Annotated in this window: 32 protein-coding genes; 5 read left to right on the top strand and 27 right to left on the bottom strand. The window is 45.1% G+C overall.

Annotated features, from left to right (window positions below; genetic code table 11):
- Positions 1 to 2: 2 nt before the first annotated feature.
- Entirely contained in the window at positions 3 to 1,109 is a 1,107-nt protein-coding gene (locus tag F557_RS0103020) for a PilT/PilU family type 4a pilus ATPase (RefSeq protein WP_026297721.1), read from the bottom strand.
- A 27-nt stretch (positions 1,110 to 1,136) separates the two neighbouring features.
- Entirely contained in the window at positions 1,137 to 2,228 is a 1,092-nt protein-coding gene (locus tag F557_RS0103015) for a type IV pilus twitching motility protein PilT (protein ID WP_026297720.1), read from the bottom strand.
- A 377-nt stretch (positions 2,229 to 2,605) separates the two neighbouring features.
- Between F557_RS0103015 and F557_RS0103005 the strand changes: the two genes are divergently transcribed.
- The 4 genes from F557_RS0103005 (at position 2,606) to F557_RS0102990 (ending at position 5,229) form a co-directional block, all read left to right on the top strand.
- The gene (locus F557_RS0103005) at positions 2,606 to 3,310 is read left to right on the top strand and encodes a YggS family pyridoxal phosphate-dependent enzyme (RefSeq protein WP_019000778.1); all 705 of its coding nucleotides are present in this window, start codon (positions 2,606 to 2,608) and stop codon (positions 3,308 to 3,310) included.
- A gap of 62 nt (positions 3,311 to 3,372) precedes the next feature.
- On the top strand, positions 3,373 to 4,200 hold the full coding sequence (gene proC / locus F557_RS0103000; RefSeq protein ID WP_019000777.1) for a pyrroline-5-carboxylate reductase: 828 nt from the start codon (positions 3,373 to 3,375) through the stop codon (positions 4,198 to 4,200).
- 172 nt (positions 4,201 to 4,372) lie between these two features.
- Positions 4,373 to 4,939, top strand: coding sequence for a YggT family protein (locus F557_RS0102995; protein WP_019000776.1), 567 nt, complete (start codon positions 4,373 to 4,375; stop codon positions 4,937 to 4,939).
- Complete coding sequence (locus F557_RS0102990; RefSeq protein ID WP_019000775.1) at positions 4,936 to 5,229, top strand: DUF167 family protein; 294 nt, start codon at positions 4,936 to 4,938, stop codon at positions 5,227 to 5,229. The genes F557_RS0102995 and F557_RS0102990 overlap by 4 nt, the downstream gene beginning before the upstream one ends.
- A 32-nt stretch (positions 5,230 to 5,261) precedes the next feature.
- Here the strand turns inward: F557_RS0102990 and F557_RS18590 are convergent, their stop codons facing one another.
- Positions 5,262 to 6,053, bottom strand: coding sequence for a 1-acylglycerol-3-phosphate O-acyltransferase (locus F557_RS18590; protein ID WP_044142581.1), 792 nt, complete (start codon positions 6,051 to 6,053; stop codon positions 5,262 to 5,264).
- A gap of 39 nt (positions 6,054 to 6,092) precedes the next feature.
- The gene (gene parC / locus F557_RS18585; RefSeq protein ID WP_044142873.1) at positions 6,093 to 8,402 is read right to left on the bottom strand and encodes a DNA topoisomerase IV subunit A; all 2,310 of its coding nucleotides are present in this window, start codon (positions 8,400 to 8,402) and stop codon (positions 6,093 to 6,095) included.
- Between the two features lie 149 nt (positions 8,403 to 8,551).
- Here parC and F557_RS0102975 point away from each other — a divergent pair, with 149 nt between their 5' ends.
- Entirely contained in the window at positions 8,552 to 9,244 is a 693-nt protein-coding gene (locus F557_RS0102975; protein ID WP_019000772.1) for a L,D-transpeptidase family protein, read from the top strand.
- Between the two features lie 107 nt (positions 9,245 to 9,351).
- Here the strand turns inward: F557_RS0102975 and F557_RS0102970 are convergent, their stop codons facing one another.
- The 23 genes from F557_RS0102970 to rplP all read right to left on the bottom strand — a co-directional run bounded on the left by F557_RS0102970 (position 9,352) and on the right by rplP (position 23,223).
- Positions 9,352 to 9,873: a hypothetical protein gene (locus F557_RS0102970; RefSeq protein WP_019000771.1), complete on the bottom strand. Its 522-nt coding sequence runs from the start codon at positions 9,871 to 9,873 to the stop codon at positions 9,352 to 9,354.
- A gap of 77 nt (positions 9,874 to 9,950) precedes the next feature.
- Entirely contained in the window at positions 9,951 to 12,107 is a 2,157-nt protein-coding gene (locus F557_RS0102965; protein ID WP_019000770.1) for an alpha-amylase, read from the bottom strand.
- Positions 12,108 to 12,414: 307 nt separating this feature from the next.
- Entirely contained in the window at positions 12,415 to 13,464 is a 1,050-nt protein-coding gene (locus F557_RS0102960; protein ID WP_019000769.1) for a DNA-directed RNA polymerase subunit alpha, read from the bottom strand.
- A 160-nt stretch (positions 13,465 to 13,624) separates the two neighbouring features.
- Positions 13,625 to 14,041, bottom strand: a complete 417-nt coding sequence (rplQ, locus tag F557_RS0102955; protein ID WP_026297718.1) for a 50S ribosomal protein L17 — start codon at positions 14,039 to 14,041, stop codon at positions 13,625 to 13,627.
- Between the two features lie 24 nt (positions 14,042 to 14,065).
- Positions 14,066 to 15,067 (bottom strand): DNA-directed RNA polymerase subunit alpha, encoded by a 1,002-nt coding sequence (locus F557_RS0102950; protein ID WP_026297717.1) that lies wholly within the window; start codon positions 15,065 to 15,067, stop codon positions 14,066 to 14,068.
- Between the two features lie 23 nt (positions 15,068 to 15,090).
- Positions 15,091 to 15,732, bottom strand: coding sequence for a 30S ribosomal protein S4 (gene rpsD / locus F557_RS0102945; RefSeq protein ID WP_019000766.1), 642 nt, complete (start codon positions 15,730 to 15,732; stop codon positions 15,091 to 15,093).
- A 28-nt stretch (positions 15,733 to 15,760) separates the two neighbouring features.
- On the bottom strand, positions 15,761 to 16,147 hold the full coding sequence (gene rpsK, locus F557_RS0102940; RefSeq protein WP_019000765.1) for a 30S ribosomal protein S11: 387 nt from the start codon (positions 16,145 to 16,147) through the stop codon (positions 15,761 to 15,763).
- 15 nt (positions 16,148 to 16,162) lie between these two features.
- The gene (rpsM, locus tag F557_RS0102935; protein ID WP_019000764.1) at positions 16,163 to 16,519 is read right to left on the bottom strand and encodes a 30S ribosomal protein S13; all 357 of its coding nucleotides are present in this window, start codon (positions 16,517 to 16,519) and stop codon (positions 16,163 to 16,165) included.
- Between the two features lie 150 nt (positions 16,520 to 16,669).
- Entirely contained in the window at positions 16,670 to 16,783 is a 114-nt protein-coding gene (gene rpmJ, locus F557_RS21675; RefSeq protein ID WP_084761404.1) for a 50S ribosomal protein L36, read from the bottom strand.
- A gap of 27 nt (positions 16,784 to 16,810) precedes the next feature.
- The gene (secY, locus tag F557_RS0102930) at positions 16,811 to 18,136 is read right to left on the bottom strand and encodes a preprotein translocase subunit SecY (protein WP_019000763.1); all 1,326 of its coding nucleotides are present in this window, start codon (positions 18,134 to 18,136) and stop codon (positions 16,811 to 16,813) included.
- 10 nt (positions 18,137 to 18,146) lie between these two features.
- Positions 18,147 to 18,587, bottom strand: coding sequence for a 50S ribosomal protein L15 (gene rplO / locus F557_RS0102925; RefSeq protein WP_019000762.1), 441 nt, complete (start codon positions 18,585 to 18,587; stop codon positions 18,147 to 18,149).
- Positions 18,588 to 18,770 carry a 50S ribosomal protein L30 gene (gene rpmD / locus F557_RS0102920; RefSeq protein ID WP_019000761.1) on the bottom strand — a complete coding sequence of 61 codons (183 nt, stop codon included), beginning with the start codon at positions 18,768 to 18,770 and terminating at the stop codon, positions 18,588 to 18,590. It lies immediately after the preceding gene.
- A 2-nt stretch (positions 18,771 to 18,772) separates the two neighbouring features.
- Complete coding sequence (rpsE, locus tag F557_RS0102915) at positions 18,773 to 19,288, bottom strand: 30S ribosomal protein S5 (protein ID WP_019000760.1); 516 nt, start codon at positions 19,286 to 19,288, stop codon at positions 18,773 to 18,775.
- A gap of 11 nt (positions 19,289 to 19,299) precedes the next feature.
- Positions 19,300 to 19,650 carry a 50S ribosomal protein L18 gene (gene rplR, locus F557_RS0102910; protein ID WP_019000759.1) on the bottom strand — a complete coding sequence of 117 codons (351 nt, stop codon included), beginning with the start codon at positions 19,648 to 19,650 and terminating at the stop codon, positions 19,300 to 19,302.
- A 9-nt stretch (positions 19,651 to 19,659) separates the two neighbouring features.
- Positions 19,660 to 20,193, bottom strand: coding sequence for a 50S ribosomal protein L6 (rplF, locus tag F557_RS0102905; RefSeq protein WP_019000758.1), 534 nt, complete (start codon positions 20,191 to 20,193; stop codon positions 19,660 to 19,662).
- A 10-nt stretch (positions 20,194 to 20,203) separates the two neighbouring features.
- Entirely contained in the window at positions 20,204 to 20,596 is a 393-nt protein-coding gene (gene rpsH / locus F557_RS0102900; RefSeq protein WP_019000757.1) for a 30S ribosomal protein S8, read from the bottom strand.
- 17 nt (positions 20,597 to 20,613) lie between these two features.
- On the bottom strand, positions 20,614 to 20,919 hold the full coding sequence (gene rpsN, locus F557_RS0102895) for a 30S ribosomal protein S14 (RefSeq protein WP_019000756.1): 306 nt from the start codon (positions 20,917 to 20,919) through the stop codon (positions 20,614 to 20,616).
- Positions 20,920 to 20,931: 12 nt separating this feature from the next.
- On the bottom strand, positions 20,932 to 21,471 hold the full coding sequence (gene rplE / locus F557_RS0102890) for a 50S ribosomal protein L5 (protein ID WP_019000755.1): 540 nt from the start codon (positions 21,469 to 21,471) through the stop codon (positions 20,932 to 20,934).
- A gap of 12 nt (positions 21,472 to 21,483) precedes the next feature.
- Positions 21,484 to 21,801: a 50S ribosomal protein L24 gene (gene rplX, locus F557_RS0102885; protein WP_019000754.1), complete on the bottom strand. Its 318-nt coding sequence runs from the start codon at positions 21,799 to 21,801 to the stop codon at positions 21,484 to 21,486.
- Positions 21,802 to 21,813: 12 nt separating this feature from the next.
- Complete coding sequence (rplN, locus tag F557_RS0102880; RefSeq protein WP_019000753.1) at positions 21,814 to 22,182, bottom strand: 50S ribosomal protein L14; 369 nt, start codon at positions 22,180 to 22,182, stop codon at positions 21,814 to 21,816.
- A 179-nt stretch (positions 22,183 to 22,361) separates the two neighbouring features.
- On the bottom strand, positions 22,362 to 22,610 hold the full coding sequence (gene rpsQ, locus F557_RS0102875; RefSeq protein ID WP_019000752.1) for a 30S ribosomal protein S17: 249 nt from the start codon (positions 22,608 to 22,610) through the stop codon (positions 22,362 to 22,364).
- Positions 22,610 to 22,810 (bottom strand): 50S ribosomal protein L29, encoded by a 201-nt coding sequence (gene rpmC / locus F557_RS0102870; protein WP_019000751.1) that lies wholly within the window; start codon positions 22,808 to 22,810, stop codon positions 22,610 to 22,612. The genes rpsQ and rpmC overlap by 1 nt, the downstream gene beginning before the upstream one ends.
- The gene (gene rplP / locus F557_RS0102865) at positions 22,810 to 23,223 is read right to left on the bottom strand and encodes a 50S ribosomal protein L16 (RefSeq protein WP_019000750.1); all 414 of its coding nucleotides are present in this window, start codon (positions 23,221 to 23,223) and stop codon (positions 22,810 to 22,812) included. Before rplP ends, rpmC begins: the two co-directional genes overlap by 1 nt.
- Between the last annotated feature and the right edge of the window lie 10 nt (positions 23,224 to 23,233).

Below are 23,233 nucleotides of genomic sequence, written 5' to 3'. Positions count from 1 at the left end.
TGCTATTCGAACACCACATTAGACATAACATCAGATTCTTTAACACCTCCAGCCAGCTTGATCATGAGACGTACCTCATTCTCGGAGTCGGCATAATGGAGAGCATCGCTGTAGCTGATAATACCCTGCTGATAAAGATTGTACAGACTCTGATCGAAAGTAATCATGCCTGCTTCCGGAGATTTCTGCATAATTTCCTTCAGCTTGAAGAGCTCGTTCTTTTGGAGACAGTCGGCCACAGTAGGAGTATTCACCAGAATATCAAAGGCCGCCCGACGTCCGCCGGTGGTGGTTTCGATTAGCTGCTGCGCAATAATGGCCCTCATGTTTACTGAGAGATCGAACAGCATCTGTCTCTGAGCACTTTCCGGCACCAGGTGAAGAATACGGTCAATAGCCTGGTTTGCATTGTTGGCATGAAGGGTTGCCAGTACCAAGTGGCCGGTTTCTGCAAACGACAGTGCGAACTCCATGGTTTCACGAGAACGTATTTCGCCGATAAGAATTACATCCGGAGCCTGACGCAACGCAGACTTCAAAGCTGCATCAAAGCTGACTGTGTCCGTACCTACCTCTCGCTGAGTAATCAATGACCTCTTGTGGTGATGCACGTATTCGATAGGGTCTTCAATAGTGAGAATATGACCATCGGAATTCATGTTGCGATAACCGATCATTGCTGCCTGCGTTGTGGACTTACCGGCACCGGTAGCACCTACGAACAGCAGAAGACCGCGGTCTTCCATAACCCACTTGGTGAATGTGGGGGGAAGGTGCAGTTCCTCAGTAGTGGGAATCTTATCCACAATGCGGCGGAATACCACTCCCGGGCTAGAAAGCTGCCAGAAACAGCTCACACGGTAACGCCCCAAATCCGGACGCTGAATAGCAAAGTTAGCCTCGCGCTGATCATTGAACTCCTTAAGAAGATCCGGACGATCAACCATGGTTTCCCTGACAAAGTCCTCTACCTGATCCTGAGTCAGCTTGCCCTGCTCAATAGGTGTCAGATGTCCGTCCAGTTTTACAGCAGCCTCAAGGCCCACAGTGAGAAAAAGGTCTGAAGCGTGATTGTCATTCATAAAACGAAGATAGCGATCAATCTTCAACGGTTCCTGATACATCCTGAGACTCCCTTAAAAACCGCCCATGGAACTGGCAACAATAGCGTTAGGGTCGTGTGCCTTGCTACGAGCTTCGGCAATACTAATGACACCACGGGCCACCAGCTTGCTAAGAGCACTGTCGAGAGTACTCATTCCGTGGCTTGCTCCAGTCTGAATGATGGAATACATCTGAGCAACTTTGTCTTCACGAATGAGGTTTCTGATAGCCGGTATGCCGATCATGATTTCGTGCGCTGCCACCCGGCCGCCGCCATTTTTCTTAAGCAGAGTCTGGGAAATTACCGCATTCAGGGATTCTGAAAGCATGGAACGTACCATCCCCTTTTCAGCTCCCGGGAACACGTCAATAATACGGTCGATTGTCTTGGCTGCAGAACTTGTATGCAGAGTGCCAAACACCAAGTGGCCGGTTTCCGCAGCTGTAAGAGCAAGACGCACAGTCTCCAGGTCTCGAAGCTCGCCTACCAGAATGATGTCCGGGTCTTCACGGAGAGCAGAACGCAGTGCATTAGAAAAGGACATGGTATCGCGGTGTACTTCACGCTGATTTACCATACAGAGCTTATTGTGATGCACAAACTCAATAGGATCTTCAATAGTAATAATGTGATCATGGCGGGTGGAATTAACATAATCCACCATTGCTGCCAAAGTGGTGGATTTTCCTGAACCGGTAGGTCCGGTAACCAGCACCAATCCGCGGGGAGCAGAGGCAATCTTTTCAAAAACCTTCGGACAGTTCAGCTGTTCCAGAGTAATAACCTTGGAGGGAATGGTACGAAATACCACTGCCATGCCGCGATCCTGATTAAATACATTAACACGGAAACGCGCCAGATTCGGTACTTCAAAGGAGAAGTCGCATTCCAGAGTTTCTTCGAATTCTTTTCTCTGGTGGTCATTCATAATGTCATAAACAAGGTTATGAACCGTGGTTTTGTCCAAAGGCTCCATATCCCTGACTTCCATGGTCAGCTTGTCGGTTGTCTTAAGCTTGCGCATATCACCATCAACGCGGATCATTGGCGGCACACCTGCCGAAAGGTGTAAGTCCGACGCGTTGTACTTTACACCATAAAGTAGTAAATCTAGAATATCCATGGTTAATTCTCTATCGTCCAAAAAAGGTAGTACCCAGAAAACGGTACCGTTGCCTCCGCTAAAGATACAAGAAAATCTTTCAAACGTAAAAGAACAAATTCTTAATTTTGCTACATCCGTTAAACCCGCCTCAAAAGAAATATCTCCATATGGAGGTGATCAGTGCCAAAACCTCCGGCAGCTTTGTTGAATACCATCCTCATAATGCCGGTAATCATCATTCACTCACTAAGCTATTCTCGCAAGGTATCCTTCTGTCTGAAGGGTATCTGCAATGCGTTCTTCTTTACACCGCAAGACAGTAAATCTAGAATATCCATGATCAATTCGCTACTGTCCAAACAGGATATAGCACCTCAAAAATGGTACTGTTACCCATGATGACAATTCAAAATAATCTTTTAAACATAAAAGAACAAATTCAGAATCTAGCCATATCCGCTAAAAGAGAGCCGAACGAAATATCGCTTTTGGCGGTAAGCAAAACCAAACCAGTAAGTGACATTCTCGAGGCTTATCATGCCGGACAGCGGTTTTTCGGGGAATCATACGCTCAGGAAGCAGCCGAAAAAATCACAGAAATCCGCTCACGGGGAATCACCGATATCGAGTGGCATTTCATCGGACCGGTACAGGCTAACAAAACCCGGATTATTGCCGAACACTTCGACGTGGTCGAAAGCTTGGATCGGGCCAGAATCGCAAAAAGGCTTAATGATCAGAGACCGCCACTGATGCCGGATCTCAGGGTTTTCATTCAGATAAACATCAGCAGGGAACCCCAAAAATCAGGCGTCTCCTTTGAAGAGCTCCCGGAACTTCTTGCATATATTGGCGAAATGTGTCCACGACTGAAAATTGCCGGACTTATGGGAATAGCTGAAAACGTCAGCGACAAAAGCGAGGTTATACCGCAGTTTCAGGCTCTTAAAGATACCTTTGACCGGATATCCAGACAATACAGAGAGCTCACAGTGCTTTCCATGGGAATGACCAATGACATGGCCGAAGCCATTGCCTGCGGCAGTACCGAGGTTCGCATCGGAACTGCAATATTCGGAGCCAGACAGTATCATGTCTGAGCCGAAATTACAAATCTCCCGGAACTGTTCCGGGATAAACAGTTAAATTCGAGGTATTTAAAATGCACACTGATAAAAAAATCGCCTTTATCGGCGGAGGGAACATGGCGGGAAGTCTTATTCAGGGACTCTGCAACAGCGGCTATCCCGCCAAGAACATCACGGTTTCCGATCCGGTTTCCGATAAAGTTGCCGCACTCAGAGAAAAATTCGGAATTAACGGTACCGCCGATAATTCGGAGGCTGTGAATAATGCCGACGTGATTCTTTTTGCCGTAAAGCCTCAGATGATGGCGGAGGTTCTTACTGGAATTGCCCAGGATATTTCAGACTTCCAGGATCGGCTCATTATTTCAATCATGGCAGGAGTTACCATCTCCCGCATTAGTTCTCTCCTGCATGATGCCTCCAGAATCGTTAGGGTAATGCCGAACACTCCTGCTCTTATCGGCATGGGGATGGCAGGTCTTTATGCTTCTGAAGGAGCGCTTCCCGAAGACAGAGAATATGCCAGAGAGGTGCTGGAATCGGTCGGCAAGGCTGTTTTCGTTAAATCAGAAACCGGTATTGACGATATCACTGCACTTTCAGGCAGCGCTCCAGCATATTTCTTCTACTTCATGGAATGCATGGCCGAAAAAGCCAAAGCCTATGGCTTCTCCGCAGAAGATTCCCGGGTAATTCTGGAGCAAGTAGCTCGGGGTTCTGCCGAGATGGTCATTAAAAATCAGGACAAGACTCTGGCTGAACTCAGAGCAGCAGTAACCTCCAAGGGCGGTACTACCTATGAGGCTATTCGGGTAATGCAGGAAAAAGAGCTTAAGGCCATTGTCAGCGACGCCCTTGATGCCTGCAAATACCGGGCTGAGGAAATGGGAAAACAGTTCTGATTCCGCGCCCCGTATTTTTGAATTATGATAGAGTAGCCCGAAGGGGCTTAACTCCCTGACCGGGATTATTGCAGAGTCTGAAAATCATTCAGACTCCGTTTTTGATGCTTTACGAAAACCATCCCGCTCTCTAAAATTACATTTCAGATATTAATTACAGGCATCCGATAAAATGAGTTATTCGTTCATACTGTCCTTTATTCCGGCTCTAGTGTTTTTCACAAGGTTTCTTATGGAGTACACCAGCTGCGACTACTACCATCCTGCATGCCGCTGGATAGTAAGGATTACGAATCCTCTGGTCAGAATTATTCCCGTAAAAAAAATCATGAACCTTAATATTTCGGCCCTGATCCTGATGCTCGTCATGGCAGAAATATTCGGAGGAGGCTTTGTATACTGGTCCATGACTGGTTTCAGAGTTATATCCTTTGACCTAATCTGGCGACTTATGTTGCTTGTCCCAGTACTGCTAATCTGGGCAGGACTCCAGTACATGCTCTACATCATGATAATCGGGGCCATTATGAGCTGGTTTCCTGTCCCGGCACTGACTCCGTGGAAATATCTATTTAATAAGCTGACTTCTCCTATTACCGAACCATTTGAACGCTTTATCCCGCCGATAGGATTCTTTTCAATAGCATTTATTGTGGCATTTCTCCTCATGAGTTTTGTGGTGTTCACCGTAATGCCAAAGATAACAAGCTATGCCATGCAACTAATTTTTAAGCTATGAATGCCGTTGAAATTAAAGGGCCTGTAGTCACCCTGAAAGCAGTGATTACCCCAAAAGCCTCCCGTGATTCCATAATCCCGTTTACAGAAGAGGAAATCAAAATAACAGTGACTGCACCTCCTGTAGACGGCAAGGCAAATCAGTACCTCCAGAAATATCTCTCAAAAGCTTTCGGAACCTCGAAGGGAAAGGTACAGATAATCAGGGGCGAATGCAATCATCACAAAGTTATCGAAATCCGGGACTTCTCCAAAATCCCCGATTCCCTGTCGCCATTACTGCAAAACTGAGTCGCCCAGACTTTTACACGATCAGCATACGATCACACCTCATCCGGGCTTGACTCTCCGTCTCCATTGCTCTCGCCTTTGTAATCAGGAAGCACAAAGCCTTCTGGGCGCCGAACTTCTTTATCGAGTTCCATAATTTTGACAATCATGTCCTGACGCAACTGCTTTGTAAATGATCTGATTTCAGATTTTTCCAGACCTGAAACATCTCTGGGAGGCAGCATCTCGACAATGATTTCGCCATTATCCCAGCGGTTAAGCTTGATCTGACCGTAATATGACGAAGTGACAAACGGAATTATCGGCACACCGGCAAGCTTCGCGGTGTGTACAGCTCCGGTCTTAAATGGCAACATCCCGGCCCCCTTGGATCTGTGTCCTTCCGGAAAAATCCAAAGCGAAAGATTCTTTTTGCGAACCCTTCTGACCAAGGACAGAAATTCCTCGCCGTTACGGGAACGGTTAGTACGGTCTATGAGAATATTTCCCGAAAGATAAAACAAAATCCCGAATACTGGTACCCAGATGAGACTTTTTTTACCGATGCAAACCAGCCCCGGCTGAGGAACATCGGCTACAGTTACAATATCCCAGTTGGTCTGGTGATTACCAACAAAGATAGCAGGCATCCTACTTCTGAGTTCCTTAACATCAAAACGGTAGGTCACCTTAACTCCCACCACCTTTTGCACCAGCCGCAGCATTTGCGTCAGGACATAAAGATTGGAAGGATGGCCGGGACGGCACAGACAGACCGCACATCCTACTATCAGCCACAAAATCCCCATGATCCCGAGGATCAGCATACGAATTATCAATAACATGGCGAATTTCCTACTTTCATGGTCTTCCGGGCTTAAACATTAATCCTGAATCCTAGCGTCATCGGGAAGTACGGTCTCAGGAACCGTTTCCCGCTTCCCGGAGATTACCACCACTTCTGTAACCTTCTGAAGTCCTCGAGGCAGTTTAATGCCGCGACGCCCTCTTTCACCTTTGTAATTATCAAGATCTGCCGGTTTCACCGTCAGCTTACGCTTTCCGGCATGTATTTCCACAGAATCATCTGGCTCGAGCACACAGGCAGCAATTACATATTCCTCTCGGGCTTTCAGCTTGCTCTGAGAAATGTTTATCATACGACTCCCCTTGCCCTTGCTGAGTATCGGAAGCTCTGTAACCAGAAACATCAGCATCCTCCCCTGATTTGATATCATAAGGCAAAGAGACTTGTCCACATCCTTCACCGGCATTGGTGTAAGAAGATTGGCACCTTCTGAAACCGAAATAATCGACTTTCCATTAGTAGTACGTCCTATCAGATCCTGATACTGGCATACAAAACCGTATCCGGCATCAGTACCGACAACGTAGTAGTCATCATCAAGTCCCGAGAGTACAGCAACTATGCTATCCCCTTGTGTAATGGAAAAACGACTAGTAAGAGGCTCTCCCTGACTTCTGGCCGAAGGAAGGGTATTCACCTGCAAAGAATAGGCCTGTCCGGAATTTGAGAGGAATACCACATTCTGATTGCTTTTTGCAAAGGTCTTCATCAGAAAGCCGTCCCCCTGTTTATAGGAAAACGAGGAAATATCCTCCACATGCCCCTTGGCTGCACGCACCCAGCCCATTTTAGAAAGTACTACCGTCATCGGCTCCGCCGGAATCATTTCACTTTCCAGAATAGCCTTGGCAGGTGCTCTCATAACAATGGGGCTAATCCGGTCATCACCGTACCTGTCAGCGGCCTCTTTAATGCTTTTTTTAAGGAAATTCTTTAGTCTGACCGGAGAATTAAGGATTCCCCTGATGTTACCGGCCTCCTTTTCCAATGTAGCTTTTTCCTCTCCGAGTTTTATCTCTGAAATCCGGGCCAGCTGTCTCAGTCTGGTCTCAAGGATATACTCAACCTGGGGCTCTGTGAGTCCGAACCTGCTCATGAGAACTTCCTTGGGATTATCCTCTTCTCTGATAATACGGATTACCTCATCAATATTGAGGAAAACAATAAAAAGTCCTTCCAGGAGATGAAGTCTTTTATTAATCCTGTCCAGACGAAACTCAAACTCACGAACTACGGTATCCCTTCTGAAGGAGAGCCACTCTGTAAGAATCGCTGTCAGCGATTTAACCGCCGGATTGCCGTTCATACCCAGCATGTTCATATTGACCTGATACGAGCATTCCAAATCAAGATTCTTCAGCGCAAAAAGGTGGGACATAACCGCATCAGGATCTACTCTGCAGGATCTGAGCTCCAGAACAATCCGACATTCCTTGCTGGTTTCATTTCTGATATTTGAAATCAGCGGCAGCTTTTTCTGATTCATCAGAGCCGCAATTCTGGTCTCTATATCGGCACCCGAGACCTTGTAGGGGAGTGCGGTAATAACAATACTGCCTTTCTCAACGTGATAGACAGAACGCATTCTGATGCTGCCGTTTCCGGTTTCATAGATTTTCAGGAGTTCGGAGGGGGGAGTTATAATTTCAGCACCAGTAGGATAATCGGGCCCCTTAACAATATTCATAAGGTCCGAAACTGAAGCATCAGGATTGTCAAGAAGGTAAATGGCAGCATCCGCAACTTCCCTGGCATTATGAGGCGGAATATCAGTTTTGATACCAACAGCCACACCCGAAGTTCCGTTCAGGAGAATATGAGGAAGCCTGGCTGGCAGCAATTCTGGTTCCTGCAGGGTTCCATCAAAATTGGGAATAAAAGTCGTGCCACCGTCATCAAGCTCAGACAGAAGCACTTCCGAAAACATTGTCAGCCGAGATTCGGTATAACGCATGGCAGCGTAGGATTTAGGATCATCAGGATGTCCCCAGTTGCCCTGACCATCCACCAAAGGATACCTGTAAGTAAATCTTTGAGCCATTAACACCATAGCTTCATAGCAGGACGCATCTCCATGCGGATGATACTTACCCAGCACGTCGCCCACTGTTCTGGCAGATTTCTTGTATTTGGCAGAAGGCAGCAACCCCAGCTCGTGCATGTCATAGATAATGCGGCGCTGCACCGGTTTCAATCCGTCTGCAACATGAGGAATGGCCCGATCCCGGATTACAGCCATGGAATAATTCAGATAGGCAGCCTCGGTAAAGGTTTCCAGAGGCATTATCTCAACGCCTTCCAGGCTCATTTGTTTTTTATCGTTCATACTGTTCCCATTTTTATCAGGGATATTATAGCCCAAACCCCCTGCATTACTGAGAATTTGCCGGCTGTCATATTGCAATTTTCCGGCATGGAATCTTTATTTTTTTATAAAAATCCCTACAATGGCAGGAAACAAAAGAGAGTAAATTTATGTCCCGCTTTTTTCTGATTTCTCACTTTCCCTCATTACTGATTCCTTCTCTGGCACTGATACTGTCCATAGCCGTTTCCGGAAGTTCAGAGGCAAATGACGATGACCTCCGGGCTACAGCTGGCACCATGCTGCCGTACAGTGTATATCTGGAAGCTCTAAACGAATATCCAGAATACGATCCTGATACAGATTACACAAAACTTGAAACCATCGTTACCAAAATTACGGCCGGAAGTATTGCTACCAGCAGAAAAAATCTGGTGGACCGGGTGGTGGTACGAAAATCAAGCTATAAGATTTTTCTATACAAGGGGGAAAATCTCATCAAAAGCTTCAACATCTCTCTCGGGAAAAATCCCCACGGCCCCAAAATGTTTGAGGGAGACAAAAAGACCCCGGAAGGAAAGTACATTTTAGATTATGTAAAGCTTAATTCCAGCTTTTACAAGGCGTTTCATATCTCCTACCCCAATCCGGAGGATATCGACAGAGCTAGAAAAGCCGGGCGCCGCCCCGGAGGGATGATAATGATCCACGGAGAACCACCCTACCGGGGAAAAATTGAAGATCGGGTAGACGGCCTCATGCCTTCAAACTGGACCAACGGATGCATTGCACTTATAAACAGCGATATGGATGAATTTCTAGATTTGGTGGATCCGGGAACAATGATTGAAATACTACCATAGCCCCGAAAGAAACAGTAACTTTCGGGGGGGATGACAGCTACGGGCAAAGGGAACGTTGAATGCCAGACCGGCAATATAAAAATACAGAGAAAAAAGGATATCTCATCTTAATCTGACTGATCCTGTGTCTCTACGCCGTATTCATCATCGTTATTCATTCCGGCGTTAAGAAATTCATCCTCAGGATAAAAGTCCACAGCTGTACTAGTCAGAGATTCATCATGAATCCACGGAAGCGGCATCAGAACCACAGCAAAGCACTTATTTTCGTCGAAGTCTACATCTCCAGCACATTCTTCCGGTTCCAAAGCCCCTTCTGAAAAATAAAACATGACTTCTATGTATTTTTCTGAAAGCTCAGGATCATCCAAAAAATCATACCCATCAGAGGGGTAACGCTGCGACCATATTGAACGGGCAGGATAAACCAGAGAGTTATAAACCGCATCACTCTGAACCCGGTCATTGTAATATTCCAGATCGTCCAGAGAAAGCTCATTATTATCAACACATGTCGGAATAACCTCCTGCAAAATTTCATATGCGGCATTTAAAATTTCATTGATTTCCGATTCAGAAAAAGATTCTTCGCCGCTAACAGCAGCAGCCTGATTATCAATATCGTTCATAAAAAAACCATAAAAAAGCCTGACCACAACGATCAGGCTCAGATAATATCAGCTTTCAGCTATAAAAGCATCAGGAATCACTTCCGACCGGCAGAAACAATCACTACCTTATCATTGCCTTTCTTTCTCATAAAAGCATAAGGGCTGGCGGAAAGTTTGGTATGGGTTCCCTCGGCAACCGCAGGATGATTCAGGCGGAACTTATTGAGTTTACCCCAATGAGTAATCAAATCCCTATACTCCGGCTTATCAAGATCAGCCCAGTTCATATCTGAACGGAGTGACTGATCTACAACTCCGTCATCCTTCATCAAAGGACGACCTGATTCATCACCATAGTATATCTGAACCTGTCCCGGCAGCATCAGGAAAGAATTAGCTGTTCGTTTCTGCAAATCAAAATCCTGATAGTCGGCAAAAAACAGCTTGGTATCATGTGACGATATGTAAGAAAGAATGTTAAAGCCTTTCTGCTGCACTGACTTGGAGTACTTGGCATATATGCCATCTGCCTCCTTCATGCACTGAGCAGCAGTCATTGATTCTTTCTGATAATCAAAATTAAGGAGACTGTCAAAACCGTTGTCATACCAGAGATCTCTGGAAACACCGTGGTCAAACACCTCGCCCACCATAAAGAACGGAGTGTCATCAATCTTCTTTGCAGGATTTTCAGCCTTCCATTCTTTAAGTGCCTTTGTAGCACTTTGCTTAAGCTGCTTCCAGGCATACGGATCAACATGCTTCACGGTATCACAGCGAAACCCGTCAACACCGAATTTTCTGACATAGTAGGTATGCCAGCTAACGAGGTAATCAACAATCGAGGCATTAGGTAGATCAACGGCCTTGGTGTCCTTCTTATTCTTAAAGAATTCCGGAAGCTTCACCGGAGTTCTCTTTTCAGTCTTGAAATCCGGGAGTCCGCCAACTGCCATATTCTGATCATCAACGCCAGGCTCGTCATAACCGGGAAGTCCGGCACGCACCCAATCTGGCCCCCACCATTTCTTCCATGCCTTGGTTTTATAATTTATTACACCGTTTATACTTCCCCAGGTGGCATAAAGTCCCTTAGGCTTATACTCAGACCAGTCTGCAGGCAGGGAATCAGGATCGTTTACGAGTTCTTTAAGTCCGATGTCCTGAAGATCCTTAAGGGTGGCGTAACCTGCATGGTTCATTACAACATCCACAAGAATGCGGATACCACGCTTATGTGCCTCATCAACAAACTTTTGGAACTCTTCTTCTGTTCCGAGATTCTTGTCAATATTAGTAAAATCCAAAGCCCAATAGCCATGGTATCCATAGAAGGGGAAAGACCCTTCCGCACCACCGCTGACAAAGCCATGAACCTGTTCAACTATTGGAGTTACCCAAATGGCATTAACTCCCAAATCACGGAGATAATCAAGCTTTTGAGTAATACCCGCGAAATCACCACCATGCCAGGTGCCAATTTCATTTTTGCCATCCTTCTTTCTGCCGTAGGAGTTGTCATTGGACTTGTTACCGTTATAGAAACGATCCGGTAGCATAAAGTAGACATTGGCATTATCCCAGGAAAAAGGAGCCTGAGAATACGACTTCGCCTCTTCAAGAAGAAGAATACCTTCGCTTTCTGGAGCGGGTGTCATGGTAACCTTTCCGCCCTTCACAACCGCTGTAGCACCAGAATAGGCATCGCGAACTGTCGTTCCGTTAGGGAAAGCCTTCCCGACATTAGCAGTAACTGGACCGCCATCCCATTTATCACATGCAATCTGGGGAGGCTGTCTCTTTACCTCCACCTTCTTGGTGCTTCTCAGTACCTTTACAGAAGGAACATCCTTAGTGTAGTCAAGGGTAAAATCATAGTTACCCTTAAGAACAACATTGATTGTAAATTCATTCTTTGCACATTTATCTAACTGTGCCAAAGTACCAAATGTGAGGTTGCCTGCTGCTGCAGGACCGAATTTCGTACCACAGGTATCCTTGGCATCAGCAAGAAGGATCTTATGCTGACCTTTATCCATAAAAGCAGTGGCATGATAGATATTGCTGGTTTTTCCCAGTTTGAATTCACTGTCAGCCCCGTGCGATTTACCGTCAACCTTAACAAAAACCGGAGTAGACAGCTTACCGGTAACCGCTTTGGAAACAGGGGCTGAAGAAGCTGAATCGCTGCTACATCCGGCTACAGCTAGAATCATGGCTGCCGCCATGGCAGTAATACAAAATTTATTCATAGTTAAAATCGACCTCGAAAACAAAAACATCGGCGCAATGATATGACATCAAAGAAGGGTCATAAACAGTATAGGGTTTAAGAGAAAATTATAAATAAAAGCAGAGGCAATAACGAATAGAAGAGAGAATACAGTAGCAAAAATGTGAAACAAACAAAAAGAAAAAAAGGAGGAATTAAGAGCAGGTAAGAGAATTTAAACAAAATTCGAAAACTGAAATAGTTTCATTTCAAAATAAACAACCTGCGCTTAAAAGTTAGCACAGGTCATAACGAAGAAACTAACCGGGAAAGAAGATCAAAAAAAATTATTCCTTTGGATCTTCATCATCCTGAGGAGGCCAATTATCCAGACGCATACCAAGAGAGAGGCCTTCTTTTGCAAGGACATCCTTAATTTCGGTAAGAGATTTCTTACCAAGATTCGGAGTCTTGAGAAGTTCAACTTCGGTTTTCTGAACAAGATCACCAATATAATGAATTCCTTCAGCCTTAAGACAATTTGCAGAACGAACAGTAAGCTCAAGATCCTCAACAGTTTTAAGGAGCTTGGGATCAATCTTAGGTTCTTCAACAACCTTGGCAGTGGTTTCAGATTCAGAATGAATATCAATAAAGGTATTCAGCTGCTCATAAAAAATTGTGGAAGCTCTGCGAAGAGCCATCTGAGGAGAAATAGTTCCGTCAGTGGTCAAATTAATGGTAAGAGATTCCAGATCATCGCGTCCATCGGGATCGTTGTACTTACTAACAGTATAAGCTACATTAACAACGGGGCTGTATGCGGCATCAACCATCAAACGTCCAACAAATCTTTCGTCACCCTCAGGATGTGCCCGAAGATCACCACGAAGAAAACCGCGGCCACGATTTACATGAAGCTTCATTTTGAACGGAACAGTTCTGCTAGTGATATGACAGATAACCAGCTCCGGATTATGAATAGTAACTCCGGCGGGACAATAAATATCGCCTGCGGTAATCGGACCCACGTAATCAGTTTTTGCGTTAGTAATACCATCGTCCTGGGCCGTTGGATCATTAACCCTCAGTTGAAGAAGAGCATCATCTCTGGTGAGATTGTCAATAGATACGGCGATCTTTTTAAGGTTCAGAAGGAGAATGAGAATATCTTCCTGCAATCCCTCTTTAGTAGTATATTCATGATTTACATCATTAATTTCACAGGAATATATGGCGGATCCTGGCATGGAGGAAAGAAGGATACGCCTAAGAGCATTACCAAGAGTAAGACCGAAATTAGGTTCAAAAGGCTCAAGAACAATTTTTGACTGAGTATCAGAAATACTTTCAATCCTTGCTTCCTGAGGCTTAAAAAAATCTTTTACGAAGTCCAAGGCAGATACCTCAATTATTTCTTACCGGATAATAACCGATACAGGACAAAACTGACGAATTATCTAAAATTCATCAGTCACTAATTTTACATCAAAAAGAAAGCTTAATAAATATAAGCAAAAAAGCCCCGAGAAAAACGGGGCTCATATCTAGATATGCTTATTCAGCAGAGGTTGCCTCGGCAGCAGGTTCTTCAGCTTTAACATCAACAAGTGAGATGAAAGCCATCTGAGCCTGATCTCCAGGACGAAGACCGCACTTCAGAACACGGGTATAACCACCCTTGCCTTTTGACTCATCAGCTTCACGGGCAAGAACACGCTTGGCAATGTCATTAAAAAGCTTAGTTACAATATCACGATCACGCAAAACTGCAAAAACATGACGACGGTTGGCAACTGAATCAACCTTTGCTTTAGTAATAAGAGGCTCAGCAAAGCGACGAAGCTCCTTAGCCTTCGGAAGAGTAGTTCTAATGGTTTCTCTTCTGAAAAGAGCTACAGTAAGCGAACGGAGCAATGCGGCTCTTGCACTGGTGTTGCGGCTCAACTGGCGGCCGCTCATACGATGACGCATGACACTTTTCCTTCTAAAAAAGTTTTATGATTTGGCCTGCTGAGAAGCTGCATCCCAGTTCTCAATACGCATACCAAGAGACAAACCTCTTTGCGCAAGAACGTCTTTAATCTCATTAAGAGACTTACGACCTAAGTTCTTAGCCTTTAGAAGTTCTACCTCAGTACACTGAACCAAATCACCAATTAAGTGAATGGATTCCGCTTTAAGGCAGTTGGCCGAGCGAACAGTAAGCTCAAGATCATCAACAGATCTAAGAAGAGCAGGATCCAGAACAGGAGCCTGTGTTTGTTCAACGGGAGCACTTACCTTAACGGCATCTAAATCTACAAAGGAAGATAGCTGTTCACGAAGTAACAGTGCGCCTTCCCGGATAGCTTCTTCAGGATCAATGACACCATTGGTTTCAACTTCAATCTCAAGGCCATCAAGATCAGTTCTCTGTTCGAGACGAGCTGACTGCACTTCGTAAGAAAAATACCTAATGGGAGTGTAAGAAGCATCTAGGAGGATGGTTCCTGCTTCACGGGCCTCAGCCTGACGCTTAGGCGAATTTGCTGGAACATAACCGGCACCTCTCTGAATTCTCAGAGTCATCTCAATAGAGGACTTTGAAGAATTAAGATGGCAGATCACATGATCAGGATTATATACCTGAACATCATCCGAAAGCTTTATGTCACTTGCATAAACAGGTCCTGTACCGGACTTTACCAGTGATACAACAACATCATCCTTGGCTTCATCCGTAATATTTACAGCAACACCTTTAAGATTAAGAAGAACCTCCAAAATCTCTTCCTGAATATCGCTCTTAATACTATATTCATGCTCAACACCTTCGATTTTCACCTGAGTGATGGCACAACCAGGAAGGGACATCAGAAGGACACGACGAAGAGCCTGTCCAAGAGTATTGCCAAAACCGCGCTCCAATGGTTCTAGAGAAACATGAGAGCGATTTGAACGTACTGGTGTAATCCCAACCTTTCTCGGTTTTAAAAAATCTGTTACAGAACCCAAAATTATATCCTCTTTGCGAGACCAAATTACTTGGAGTAGAGTTCGACGATGAGCTGTTCTTTAATGTCAGAAGGCAGAGAAGAACGCTCAGGCTTGTGAGTAAACACGCCTGACTTCTTTTCTACATCAACGTCAATCCACTCAGGCTTTTCCCTCTTGCTGGCAAGATCAAGAGCGGTAATAATGCGATCCTGGTTCTTAGCCTTCTCACGGACAGAAACTGTAGCTCCTTCCGGAACCTGGAAAGAAGGTATGTTAACTGTTCTTGCAACATCAGATCCCTTGAGGGTAATCTGAATAGCCTTGTGGCTGACAAGCTGACGAGCTTCGGCACGAGTAGAACCAAATCCCATACGATAAACAACATTGTCAAGTCTGGACTCAAGGAGCTGAAGGAGGTTCTCGCCAGTATTGCCCTTCATCTGGCTGGCCTTCCGATAGTAATTACGGAACTGACGCTCCAGAACACCATACAGACGACGTACCTTCTGCTTTTCACGAAGCTGAGTACCATATTCGGAAGCACGAGGCTTTTCAGCGCCATGAACGCCAGGAAGCTTCTCAGCCTTTTTGCACTTCTTTTCGTAAGTGTTAACACCGGACTTTAAAAACAGATCGCAACCTTCACGGCGGCTAAGCTTTAAAGACGGTCCAATATATCTAGCCATTTAATCTATCTCCAAAATACCAGTTAAACTATACACGACGCTTCTTGGGGGGACGGCAGCCATTGTGGGGAATTGGAGTAACATCAGTAATGTTGGTAATCTTGAAACCAATAGCGTTAAGAGCGCGAATAGTAGATTCACGACCAGGGCCGGGGCCTTTAACAAGAACCTCAAGATTTCTTACACCAAATTCCTTGGCAGCCTCACCGGCACGTTCAGCAGCAACCTGAGCGGCATAAGGAGTAGACTTACGGGAACCACGGAAACCAGAACCACCTGAAGTAGCCCAGGACAAAGCATTACCCTGGCGATCAGAGATGGTAACGATAGTGTTGTTAAAAGAAGCATGGATGTGAGCAATGCCATCAGCTACCTGCTTCTTAGAACGACGACGGGTCTGTTCATTATTTGCCATTATCAATATCCTCGCTTACTTCTTAATAGCCTTGCGCGGGCCCTTACGGGTGCGGGCGTTAGTCTTAGTACGCTGACCGCGAACCGGAAGACCACGACGATGACGAATACCACGATAGCAGCCAAGATCGATAAGGCGCTTGATGTTCATGGAAACCTCACGGCGGAGGTCACCTTCAACAGTGTAATGAGAAACCTGCTCACGAATCTTGTCAAGGACAGATTCTTCCAGGTCTTTAAACTTAGCATCCTGATTAACACCTGCATCTGCAAGGATTTTCTTGGCGGTAGTAGGACCAACGCCATAAATAGACTGCAGTGCAATAACTGCATGCTTGTCATCAGGAAGATTAATACCAGCTATACGGGCCACTATAAACTCCTAAAATCAAGTTAAAAAAACAATCCTCGTAAAGCCCGTCAGGATACACGAGGATCACTAGTGCACATAAAAAAACTGCAAGGAGCATAATATACACACCTTGCAGTCGAATTGCAACAAAAATGTGACAGAAATTAAAAATTAACCCTGACGCTGTTTGTGCTTGGGATTAGTACAAATTACGTGAACAACACCGCCACGACGTACAATCTTGCAATGACGACAGAATTTTTTTACTGAAGCACCAACTTTCATGATGAGACTCCTTTGTCCAAAGAAGGTCTATCGACCAAAATTTATCAAATTTGCCTTCTTCAAAGCATCCCCGTACTGATAAGTAGCCATATGGCTTTGAAGCTGAGCAATAAAATCCATTATAACCACAACGATAATCAGCAACGAAGTTCCGCCAAAATAGAACTGAACATTGAACCAGGTCATTAACAACTGTGGAACAAGGCACACAAAAACCATGTATACAGATCCAGCTAATGTCAATCTGGTCATTACCTTATCAATGTGCTTGGCTGTCTGCTCACCAGGACGAATACCGGAGATAAACGCACCACTCTTCTTTAGATTATCTGCGATCTCACGAGGATTAAAGACCATCGCCGTATAGAAAAAGCAGAAAAACACAATTGCCACAGCATAAAGAATTTCATACAAAGGCTGACCAGGCTGCAACAGCATTGATACTTCCTGAAGGAAATTCGCAACAGGCCCCTGACCATTCCCAAGCCAGGCAACAATAGTTCCTGGAAAGAGAATTATACTGGAAGCGAAAATCGCCGGTATAACACCGGACATATTCAGCTTTAACGGCAAATGGGTTGAAGGTGGATTATAAAAACGATTACCGTTCTGACGCTTTGCATAATTTATAGGAATGCGGCGCTGACCACGCTCAACAAACACTACAAAGTATGTAACAGAAACAACAACCAGTGCAATTATAAGGATGCCGATTATAGACAATTCCTCCTGGCGAACCTGCTCAAAAGTTGCTGCCAATGCATGAGGGAGACCCGCAACAATACCGGCAAAAATGAGAAGGGAAATGCCGTTTCCGACACCTCTCTCAGTAATCTGCTCTCCGAGCCACATCAAAAACATGGTCCCAGCTGTTAGGCTTACTGTGGCAACTACCATGAATTGCCACCCCATATTTACCTCGTCAACAAGTCCCGGAATCATGTTCGGCAAGCCGTAGGCAATGCCTACAGACTGAAGCAGACCAAGAAACAGAGTTCCCCAGCGAGTATATTTGGTTAAAGTACGTCTGCCGGACTCACCCTCTTTTTTCAATTCAGCCAATGTCGGATTAATAACAGCCATTAGCTGAATGATAATAGCGGATGAAATATACGGCATTATACCAAGGGCTAAAATGGAGGCACGAGACAGAGCACCGCCTGAAAACATGTTAAACATTCCGAGAACGTTACCGCTCTGCTCGGAAAACATCTTTTCAAGGACATCTGTATTAATTCCAGGAACAGGTACAAAGGAACCCAGACGGAATATAACAAGTCCTATAAAAACAAACAATAGGCGACTCACTAATTCATTGCTGGTTTTACCTGTCTGGCCCGGTCTTGCTACCATTGATTAACCCTTATTCTTCAACCTTGCCACCAGCTGCTTCAATGGCAGCCTTAGCACCCTTGGTTACACGAATTCCCTTAACGGTGAAAGCACGATTAATCTTAGGCTCCTTGGAAAGGATAATCTTCGCGTTTTCAAACTTACCGCTAATGATGTTAGCCTGCTTAAGAGTGAGCATATCAACTACATCACCCTCAATCTTGCTGAGCTCATTAAGAGGAACTTCAGTAGTAACTGCAGCAATACGGGAGAAGAAACCAAACTTAGGAAGACGAATCTTGATCGGCATCTGGCCGCCTTCAAATCCCGGACGGGTACCGCCACTCTTACGAGCACCAGCACCTTTAATTCCGCGACCGCAGGTTTTGCCTATGCCAGAACCAATACCACGACCTACACGCACTGCCTTCTTCTTAGAACCGGCAGCTGGAGAAAGATCATTAAGACGCATTTATTCCTCCACCTTGATCAGGTAATAAACCTTATTAAGCATACCGCGGATAACCGGAGTATCAGGTACTTCAACAGTATGACGGATATGACGCAAGCCAAGAGTCTTCAGAACCGCCAGATGCTTAGGCTTTCTGCCAATAGAACTGCGGATCTGAGTAACTTTAAGAGTTTTGTCAGCCATGGTTATACTCCAAGAATCTGCTCAACAGTAAGACCACGCTTTGCAGCAACCTCATCAGGAGATCTTACAGAAGAAAGAGCACGGATAGTGGCACGAACAACATTGCCCTGGTTAGTAGAACCATAGGCCTTTGCGAGCACGTTACGAACACCGGCAACTTCCAGAACGGCACGCATTGCACCGCCGGCAATAATACCGGTACCTTCTGAAGCAGGCTTCATAAATACGGTAGAGCCGGCATGAGACCCCTTAACATCATGATAAAGAGTTCCATCATTGAGCTCAATACGGCCACGAGAATTCGCATCGCGACGAGCCTGATCCATTGCTTTGGCAATAGCAGCAGGTACTTCACTGGCCTTACCGTAACCGTAACCAACCTTGCCCTTGCCATCACCAACAACAGTCAAAGCGGTGAAAGAGAAAATACGACCGCCCTTTACAACTTTAGCTACACGATTTACAGCAACCAGCTTTTCCTGCATGTCGTTGTTAGCCTGGTTTTCATTTTTAGCCATTCTCAACCACCTTAGAACTTAAGACCAGCTTCACGGGCAGCCTGAGCAAGAGCCTCAACACGACCATGATACTGGAAACCGGAACGATCAAAAGATACGCTGGTAATTTCCTTGGCAACTGCACGCTCAGCAATGGTTTTTCCAATGAGAGCAGCAGCTTCCTTATTACCGGTATACTTAACCTGACTAGCAAGAGACTTCTCAAGAGTAGAAGCACTTGCAAGGACATTACCTTCGTCGTTAATTACCTGAGCGTAAATATGACGCGGAGTACGAAAAACAACTAAGCGGGTAGCACCCAATTCATGCATCTTGGCACGTGCCTTGGTGGCACGACGAAGACGAGATACTTTTTTATTCATTGCGTATTCCTACTTCTTCTTAGCTTCTTTGATATGAACAATTTCGTCTGCATAGCGAACACCCTTGCCCTTATAAGGCTCAGGAGCTCTAACAGCACGAATTTCAGAAGCAACCTGCCCAACCAGATTACGATCGGCGCCGCTGATATTAATTTCAGTCTGAGAAGGTGTCTCAACCTTAATTCCTTCAGGCACAGTGTAATCAACAGGATTTGAATAACCTAAATTAAGAGTTACGATATTGCCCTTGGCCTGAGCACGATAGCCCACTCCCTTGAGTATGAGCTTAACTACATACCCCTGGCTTACACCGACAACCATGTTATGAGCCAAAGCACGTGCAGTTCCAGACTGAGCATTTGCGTTCTTAGACTCATCAACAGGAGCAAACTTAAGTTCATTATCTTCAAAAGTAACCTTAACAGCTGGATTGACGTTCAGAGAAAGAGTACTGTTCTTTCCCTTAACAGTCAGAACCTGGCCTTCAAGCTTTACTTCAACACCTGCAGGAATAACTACAGGAGCTTTTGCGATTCTTGACATTATTTACTCCTTAAGCTACGTAGCAAACGACTTCACCGCCTACACCGTTCTTGCGTGCAGCACGATCGGTCATCAGGCCCTTAGAAGTAGAAATAACAGCGATGCCAAGACCGTTCTGAATCTTCGGAAGATTCTGACAGGACTTGTAGATACGGAGACCAGGACGGGAAACTCTCTGGATCAGCTCTACAACAGGCTTGCCGTTGTAATACTTAAGATCGATCTCAAGAGTCTTGATAACGTCACCAGTTACCTTAACATCTGAAATGTAGCCTTCTTCCTTGAGGAGGTTGGCAATAGCCAGCTTCATCTTGGAAGATGGAACTGAAACAGTAACCTTGCCAGCAGCCTGGCCGTTACGAATGCGAGTCAGTAAATCCGCAATAGGATCTTGCATACTCATAAGTTAATCTCCCTGAATTACCAGCTGGCCTTCTTAAGACCCGGAATTTCGCCCTTCATCATATGTTCGCGAACCATATTACGGCACATGCCAAATTTACGGAGGAACCCATGAGGACGACCTGTGATACAGCAACGATTGCGCTGACGAACCGGACTCGAATCACGCGGCAACGCCTGCAACGCAGCTATAGCAGCCCAGCGTTCTTCATCAGAAGAGTTAACATCAGATACAATAGCCTTAAGCTTCTGACGCTTTTCATAATACTTATTTACGAGAAGTTCGCGTTTTGCCTCGCGATTCTTCATAGAAGTTTTTGCCATAATTCTGCACCCTTACTTACGGAACGGGAAATTGAAGGCAGCGAGAAGCTCGCGTGCTTCGTCATCGGTCTTGGCAGTAGTGGTAATTGTTACATCGAGACCACGAACTGTATCAACCTTATCGAAATCAATTTCGGGGAAAATGATCTGCTCCCGAACGCCCATAGAATAATTGCCGCGACCATCAAATGATTCGCTGCTCACACCGCGGAAGTCGCGAATACGAGGCATAGCAATTGAAATAAGACGCTCAAGGAATTCCCACATCCGTTCACCGCGTAAGGTAACCTTACAGCCGATAGGATAGCCCTCACGAATCTTAAAGCCCGCAACTGACTTACGAACCTTGGTGATTAAAGGCTTCTGACCGGAAATAGCAGTCATGTCCTTGACTGCGTTCTCAAGAACCTTCTTGTCATCTACAGCTTCACCAACGCCCATATTGAGGGTAATCTTCTCAATTCTAGGGACTTGCATGACAGTCTTGTAACCAAACTTATCAGAAAGCTTCTTGATTACTTCTTGTCTGTAAACATCATGCAGTTTCGCCATTGTAAACTCCGATTATTTAACAAGTTCATTATTAGACTTGAAGAAACGTACTTTCTTTCCGTCTTCAAATCTGAAACCAACACGATCTGCCTTCTTGGTGGAAGGATTCAGAATCGCAACGTTCGAAACATCGATAGGAGCTTCCTTTTCGAGAATGCCACCAGGAATTCCAAACTGAGGTCTGGGCTTCTGATGTTTCTTAACCATATTAATGCCTTCGACGATAACCTTATGTTCCTTAGTAAGAACAGCCTTAACCTTACCGGTCTTAGACTTATCCTTTCCAGCGATAACAATAACTTCGTCATTCTTGCGAATTTTAGCTGACATTGTTTCAACTCCTTAAAGTACTTCAGGTGCTAAGGAAACTATCTTCATGAAACGTTCGGTACGAAGTTCACGAGTGACAGGTCCAAAAATACGAGTACCGATAGGCTCATAGGAACCGTTAAGGAGTACAGCTGCATTGCTGTCGAAACGAATGACAGAACCATCCGGACGACGAACGCCCTTCTTAGTGCGTACTACAACGGCGTTAACTACATCACCCTTCTTAACCTTTCCGCGGGGAATTGCTTCCTTTACGGAAACCTTGATGACGTCACCAACACTGGCATAACGACGATGTGAACCACCAAGAACCTTAATACACATTACACTACGTGCGCCAGAATTATCGGCGACATCTAGCGTACTCTGCATCTGGATCATGATAATGCTCCGTTATAACTAAAAAAAACGATCAGCCTTTTGCGTATAAACAAAAGGTGCTGAATCATAACACAACATTGTGATAAAAATCATCATTTTTTTATCATTAAACACGTTTTTTTGAAAAATAAAAAAGGGAGGTTACCCTCCCTATTGTCTTAACAATCTTCTAAAAAAGATTAATCTGCCTTAACTACACGAACCAAAGTCCAGGCAATAGTCTTCGAAACAGGACGAGTTTCCTTGATTTCAACGATATCACCTTCTTTGGCAGTGTTGTTAACATCCTGTACATGGAACTTGGTAGTGCGCTTGATAATCTTACCGAGAAGCGGATGCTTTACCTTGCGCTCTACTGCAACGACAATTGCCTTCTGCATCTTGTCGCTAACCACAACACCCTGCAGAGTACGTGCTGAATCTGCCATTACTTACCTACCTTGGCAGCCTGAGCTGCTAAAATCTGCTTAACACGGGCAATATCATGACGATTCTTCTTAAGAAGAGAAACATCCTTGATAGTACCAGCCCTAAGTTGATACTTAAGCTTAAACTGCTGTTCTAAAAGTTCGGAGAGCTGCTTCTTCAGTTCTTCAGCACTCTTGTTTTTAAGTTCACTGGCTAACATTATAATACCGCCTTAACTACGAAAGTGGTCTGAACTGAGAGTTTGGCAGCAGCAAGAGTGAAAGCTCTGCGAGCCTTTTCCTCAGATACGCCACCAAGCTCGAAGAGAACCTTTCCGGGCTGAACAGGGCAAACCCAGTATTCAACAGTGCCCTTACCCTTACCCATACGAACACCGAGTGCTTTCTGGGTAATCGGCTTGTCAGGGAACACGCGAATGTAGACCTGACCTTCACGATTAATGGCACGTGTGAAAGCACGACGAGCAGCTTCAATTTCACGAGCATTAATCTGACCACGGGTTACAGCTTTAAGACCGAACTGGCCGAAACTAACATCGCCACCTGCATAAGCTAGACCGCGATTACGACCCTTCTGCGTCTTACGATACTTAGTACGCTTTGGTTGTAACATTATAGATCTC

The organism is Succinimonas amylolytica DSM 2873, from assembly GCF_000378405.1.
Classification (GTDB): domain Bacteria; phylum Pseudomonadota; class Gammaproteobacteria; order Enterobacterales; family Succinivibrionaceae; genus Succinimonas; species Succinimonas amylolytica.
Note: the sequence above shows the minus strand (reverse complement) of the source record. Positions and strands in the feature narration are given on the sequence as shown.

Excerpts from the sequence above, each read along its gene's own strand:
- F557_RS0103015 (WP_026297720.1), bottom strand. The coding sequence starts at position 2,228 with ATGGATATTCTAGATTTACTACTTTATGGTGTAAAGTACAACGCGTCG.
- F557_RS0103005 (WP_019000778.1), top strand. The coding sequence starts at position 2,606 with ATGATGACAATTCAAAATAATCTTTTAAACATAAAAGAACAAATTCAG.
- proC (WP_019000777.1), top strand. The coding sequence starts at position 3,373 with ATGCACACTGATAAAAAAATCGCCTTTATCGGCGGAGGGAACATGGCG.
- F557_RS0102995 (WP_019000776.1), top strand. The coding sequence starts at position 4,373 with ATGAGTTATTCGTTCATACTGTCCTTTATTCCGGCTCTAGTGTTTTTC.
- F557_RS0102990 (WP_019000775.1), top strand. The coding sequence starts at position 4,936 with ATGAATGCCGTTGAAATTAAAGGGCCTGTAGTCACCCTGAAAGCAGTG.
- F557_RS18590 (WP_044142581.1), bottom strand. The coding sequence starts at position 6,053 with ATGTTATTGATAATTCGTATGCTGATCCTCGGGATCATGGGGATTTTG.
- parC (WP_044142873.1), bottom strand. The coding sequence starts at position 8,402 with ATGAACGATAAAAAACAAATGAGCCTGGAAGGCGTTGAGATAATGCCT.
- F557_RS0102975 (WP_019000772.1), top strand. The coding sequence starts at position 8,552 with ATGTCCCGCTTTTTTCTGATTTCTCACTTTCCCTCATTACTGATTCCT.
- F557_RS0102970 (WP_019000771.1), bottom strand. The coding sequence starts at position 9,873 with ATGAACGATATTGATAATCAGGCTGCTGCTGTTAGCGGCGAAGAATCT.
- F557_RS0102965 (WP_019000770.1), bottom strand. The coding sequence starts at position 12,107 with ATGAATAAATTTTGTATTACTGCCATGGCGGCAGCCATGATTCTAGCT.
- rplQ (WP_026297718.1), bottom strand. The coding sequence starts at position 14,041 with ATGCGTCATCGTATGAGCGGCCGCCAGTTGAGCCGCAACACCAGTGCA.
- rpsD (WP_019000766.1), bottom strand. The coding sequence starts at position 15,732 with ATGGCTAGATATATTGGACCGTCTTTAAAGCTTAGCCGCCGTGAAGGT.
- rpsK (WP_019000765.1), bottom strand. The coding sequence starts at position 16,147 with ATGGCAAATAATGAACAGACCCGTCGTCGTTCTAAGAAGCAGGTAGCT.
- rpmJ (WP_084761404.1), bottom strand. The coding sequence starts at position 16,783 with ATGAAAGTTGGTGCTTCAGTAAAAAAATTCTGTCGTCATTGCAAGATT.
- secY (WP_019000763.1), bottom strand. The coding sequence starts at position 18,136 with ATGGTAGCAAGACCGGGCCAGACAGGTAAAACCAGCAATGAATTAGTG.
- rplO (WP_019000762.1), bottom strand. The coding sequence starts at position 18,587 with ATGCGTCTTAATGATCTTTCTCCAGCTGCCGGTTCTAAGAAGAAGGCA.
- rpmD (WP_019000761.1), bottom strand. The coding sequence starts at position 18,770 with ATGGCTGACAAAACTCTTAAAGTTACTCAGATCCGCAGTTCTATTGGC.
- rpsE (WP_019000760.1), bottom strand. The coding sequence starts at position 19,288 with ATGGCTAAAAATGAAAACCAGGCTAACAACGACATGCAGGAAAAGCTG.
- rplR (WP_019000759.1), bottom strand. The coding sequence starts at position 19,650 with ATGAATAAAAAAGTATCTCGTCTTCGTCGTGCCACCAAGGCACGTGCC.
- rplF (WP_019000758.1), bottom strand. The coding sequence starts at position 20,193 with ATGTCAAGAATCGCAAAAGCTCCTGTAGTTATTCCTGCAGGTGTTGAA.
- rpsH (WP_019000757.1), bottom strand. The coding sequence starts at position 20,596 with ATGAGTATGCAAGATCCTATTGCGGATTTACTGACTCGCATTCGTAAC.
- rpsN (WP_019000756.1), bottom strand. The coding sequence starts at position 20,919 with ATGGCAAAAACTTCTATGAAGAATCGCGAGGCAAAACGCGAACTTCTC.
- rplE (WP_019000755.1), bottom strand. The coding sequence starts at position 21,471 with ATGGCGAAACTGCATGATGTTTACAGACAAGAAGTAATCAAGAAGCTT.
- rplX (WP_019000754.1), bottom strand. The coding sequence starts at position 21,801 with ATGTCAGCTAAAATTCGCAAGAATGACGAAGTTATTGTTATCGCTGGA.
- rplN (WP_019000753.1), bottom strand. The coding sequence starts at position 22,182 with ATGATCCAGATGCAGAGTACGCTAGATGTCGCCGATAATTCTGGCGCA.
- rpsQ (WP_019000752.1), bottom strand. The coding sequence starts at position 22,610 with ATGGCAGATTCAGCACGTACTCTGCAGGGTGTTGTGGTTAGCGACAAG.
- rpmC (WP_019000751.1), bottom strand. The coding sequence starts at position 22,810 with ATGTTAGCCAGTGAACTTAAAAACAAGAGTGCTGAAGAACTGAAGAAG.
- rplP (WP_019000750.1), bottom strand. The coding sequence starts at position 23,223 with ATGTTACAACCAAAGCGTACTAAGTATCGTAAGACGCAGAAGGGTCGT.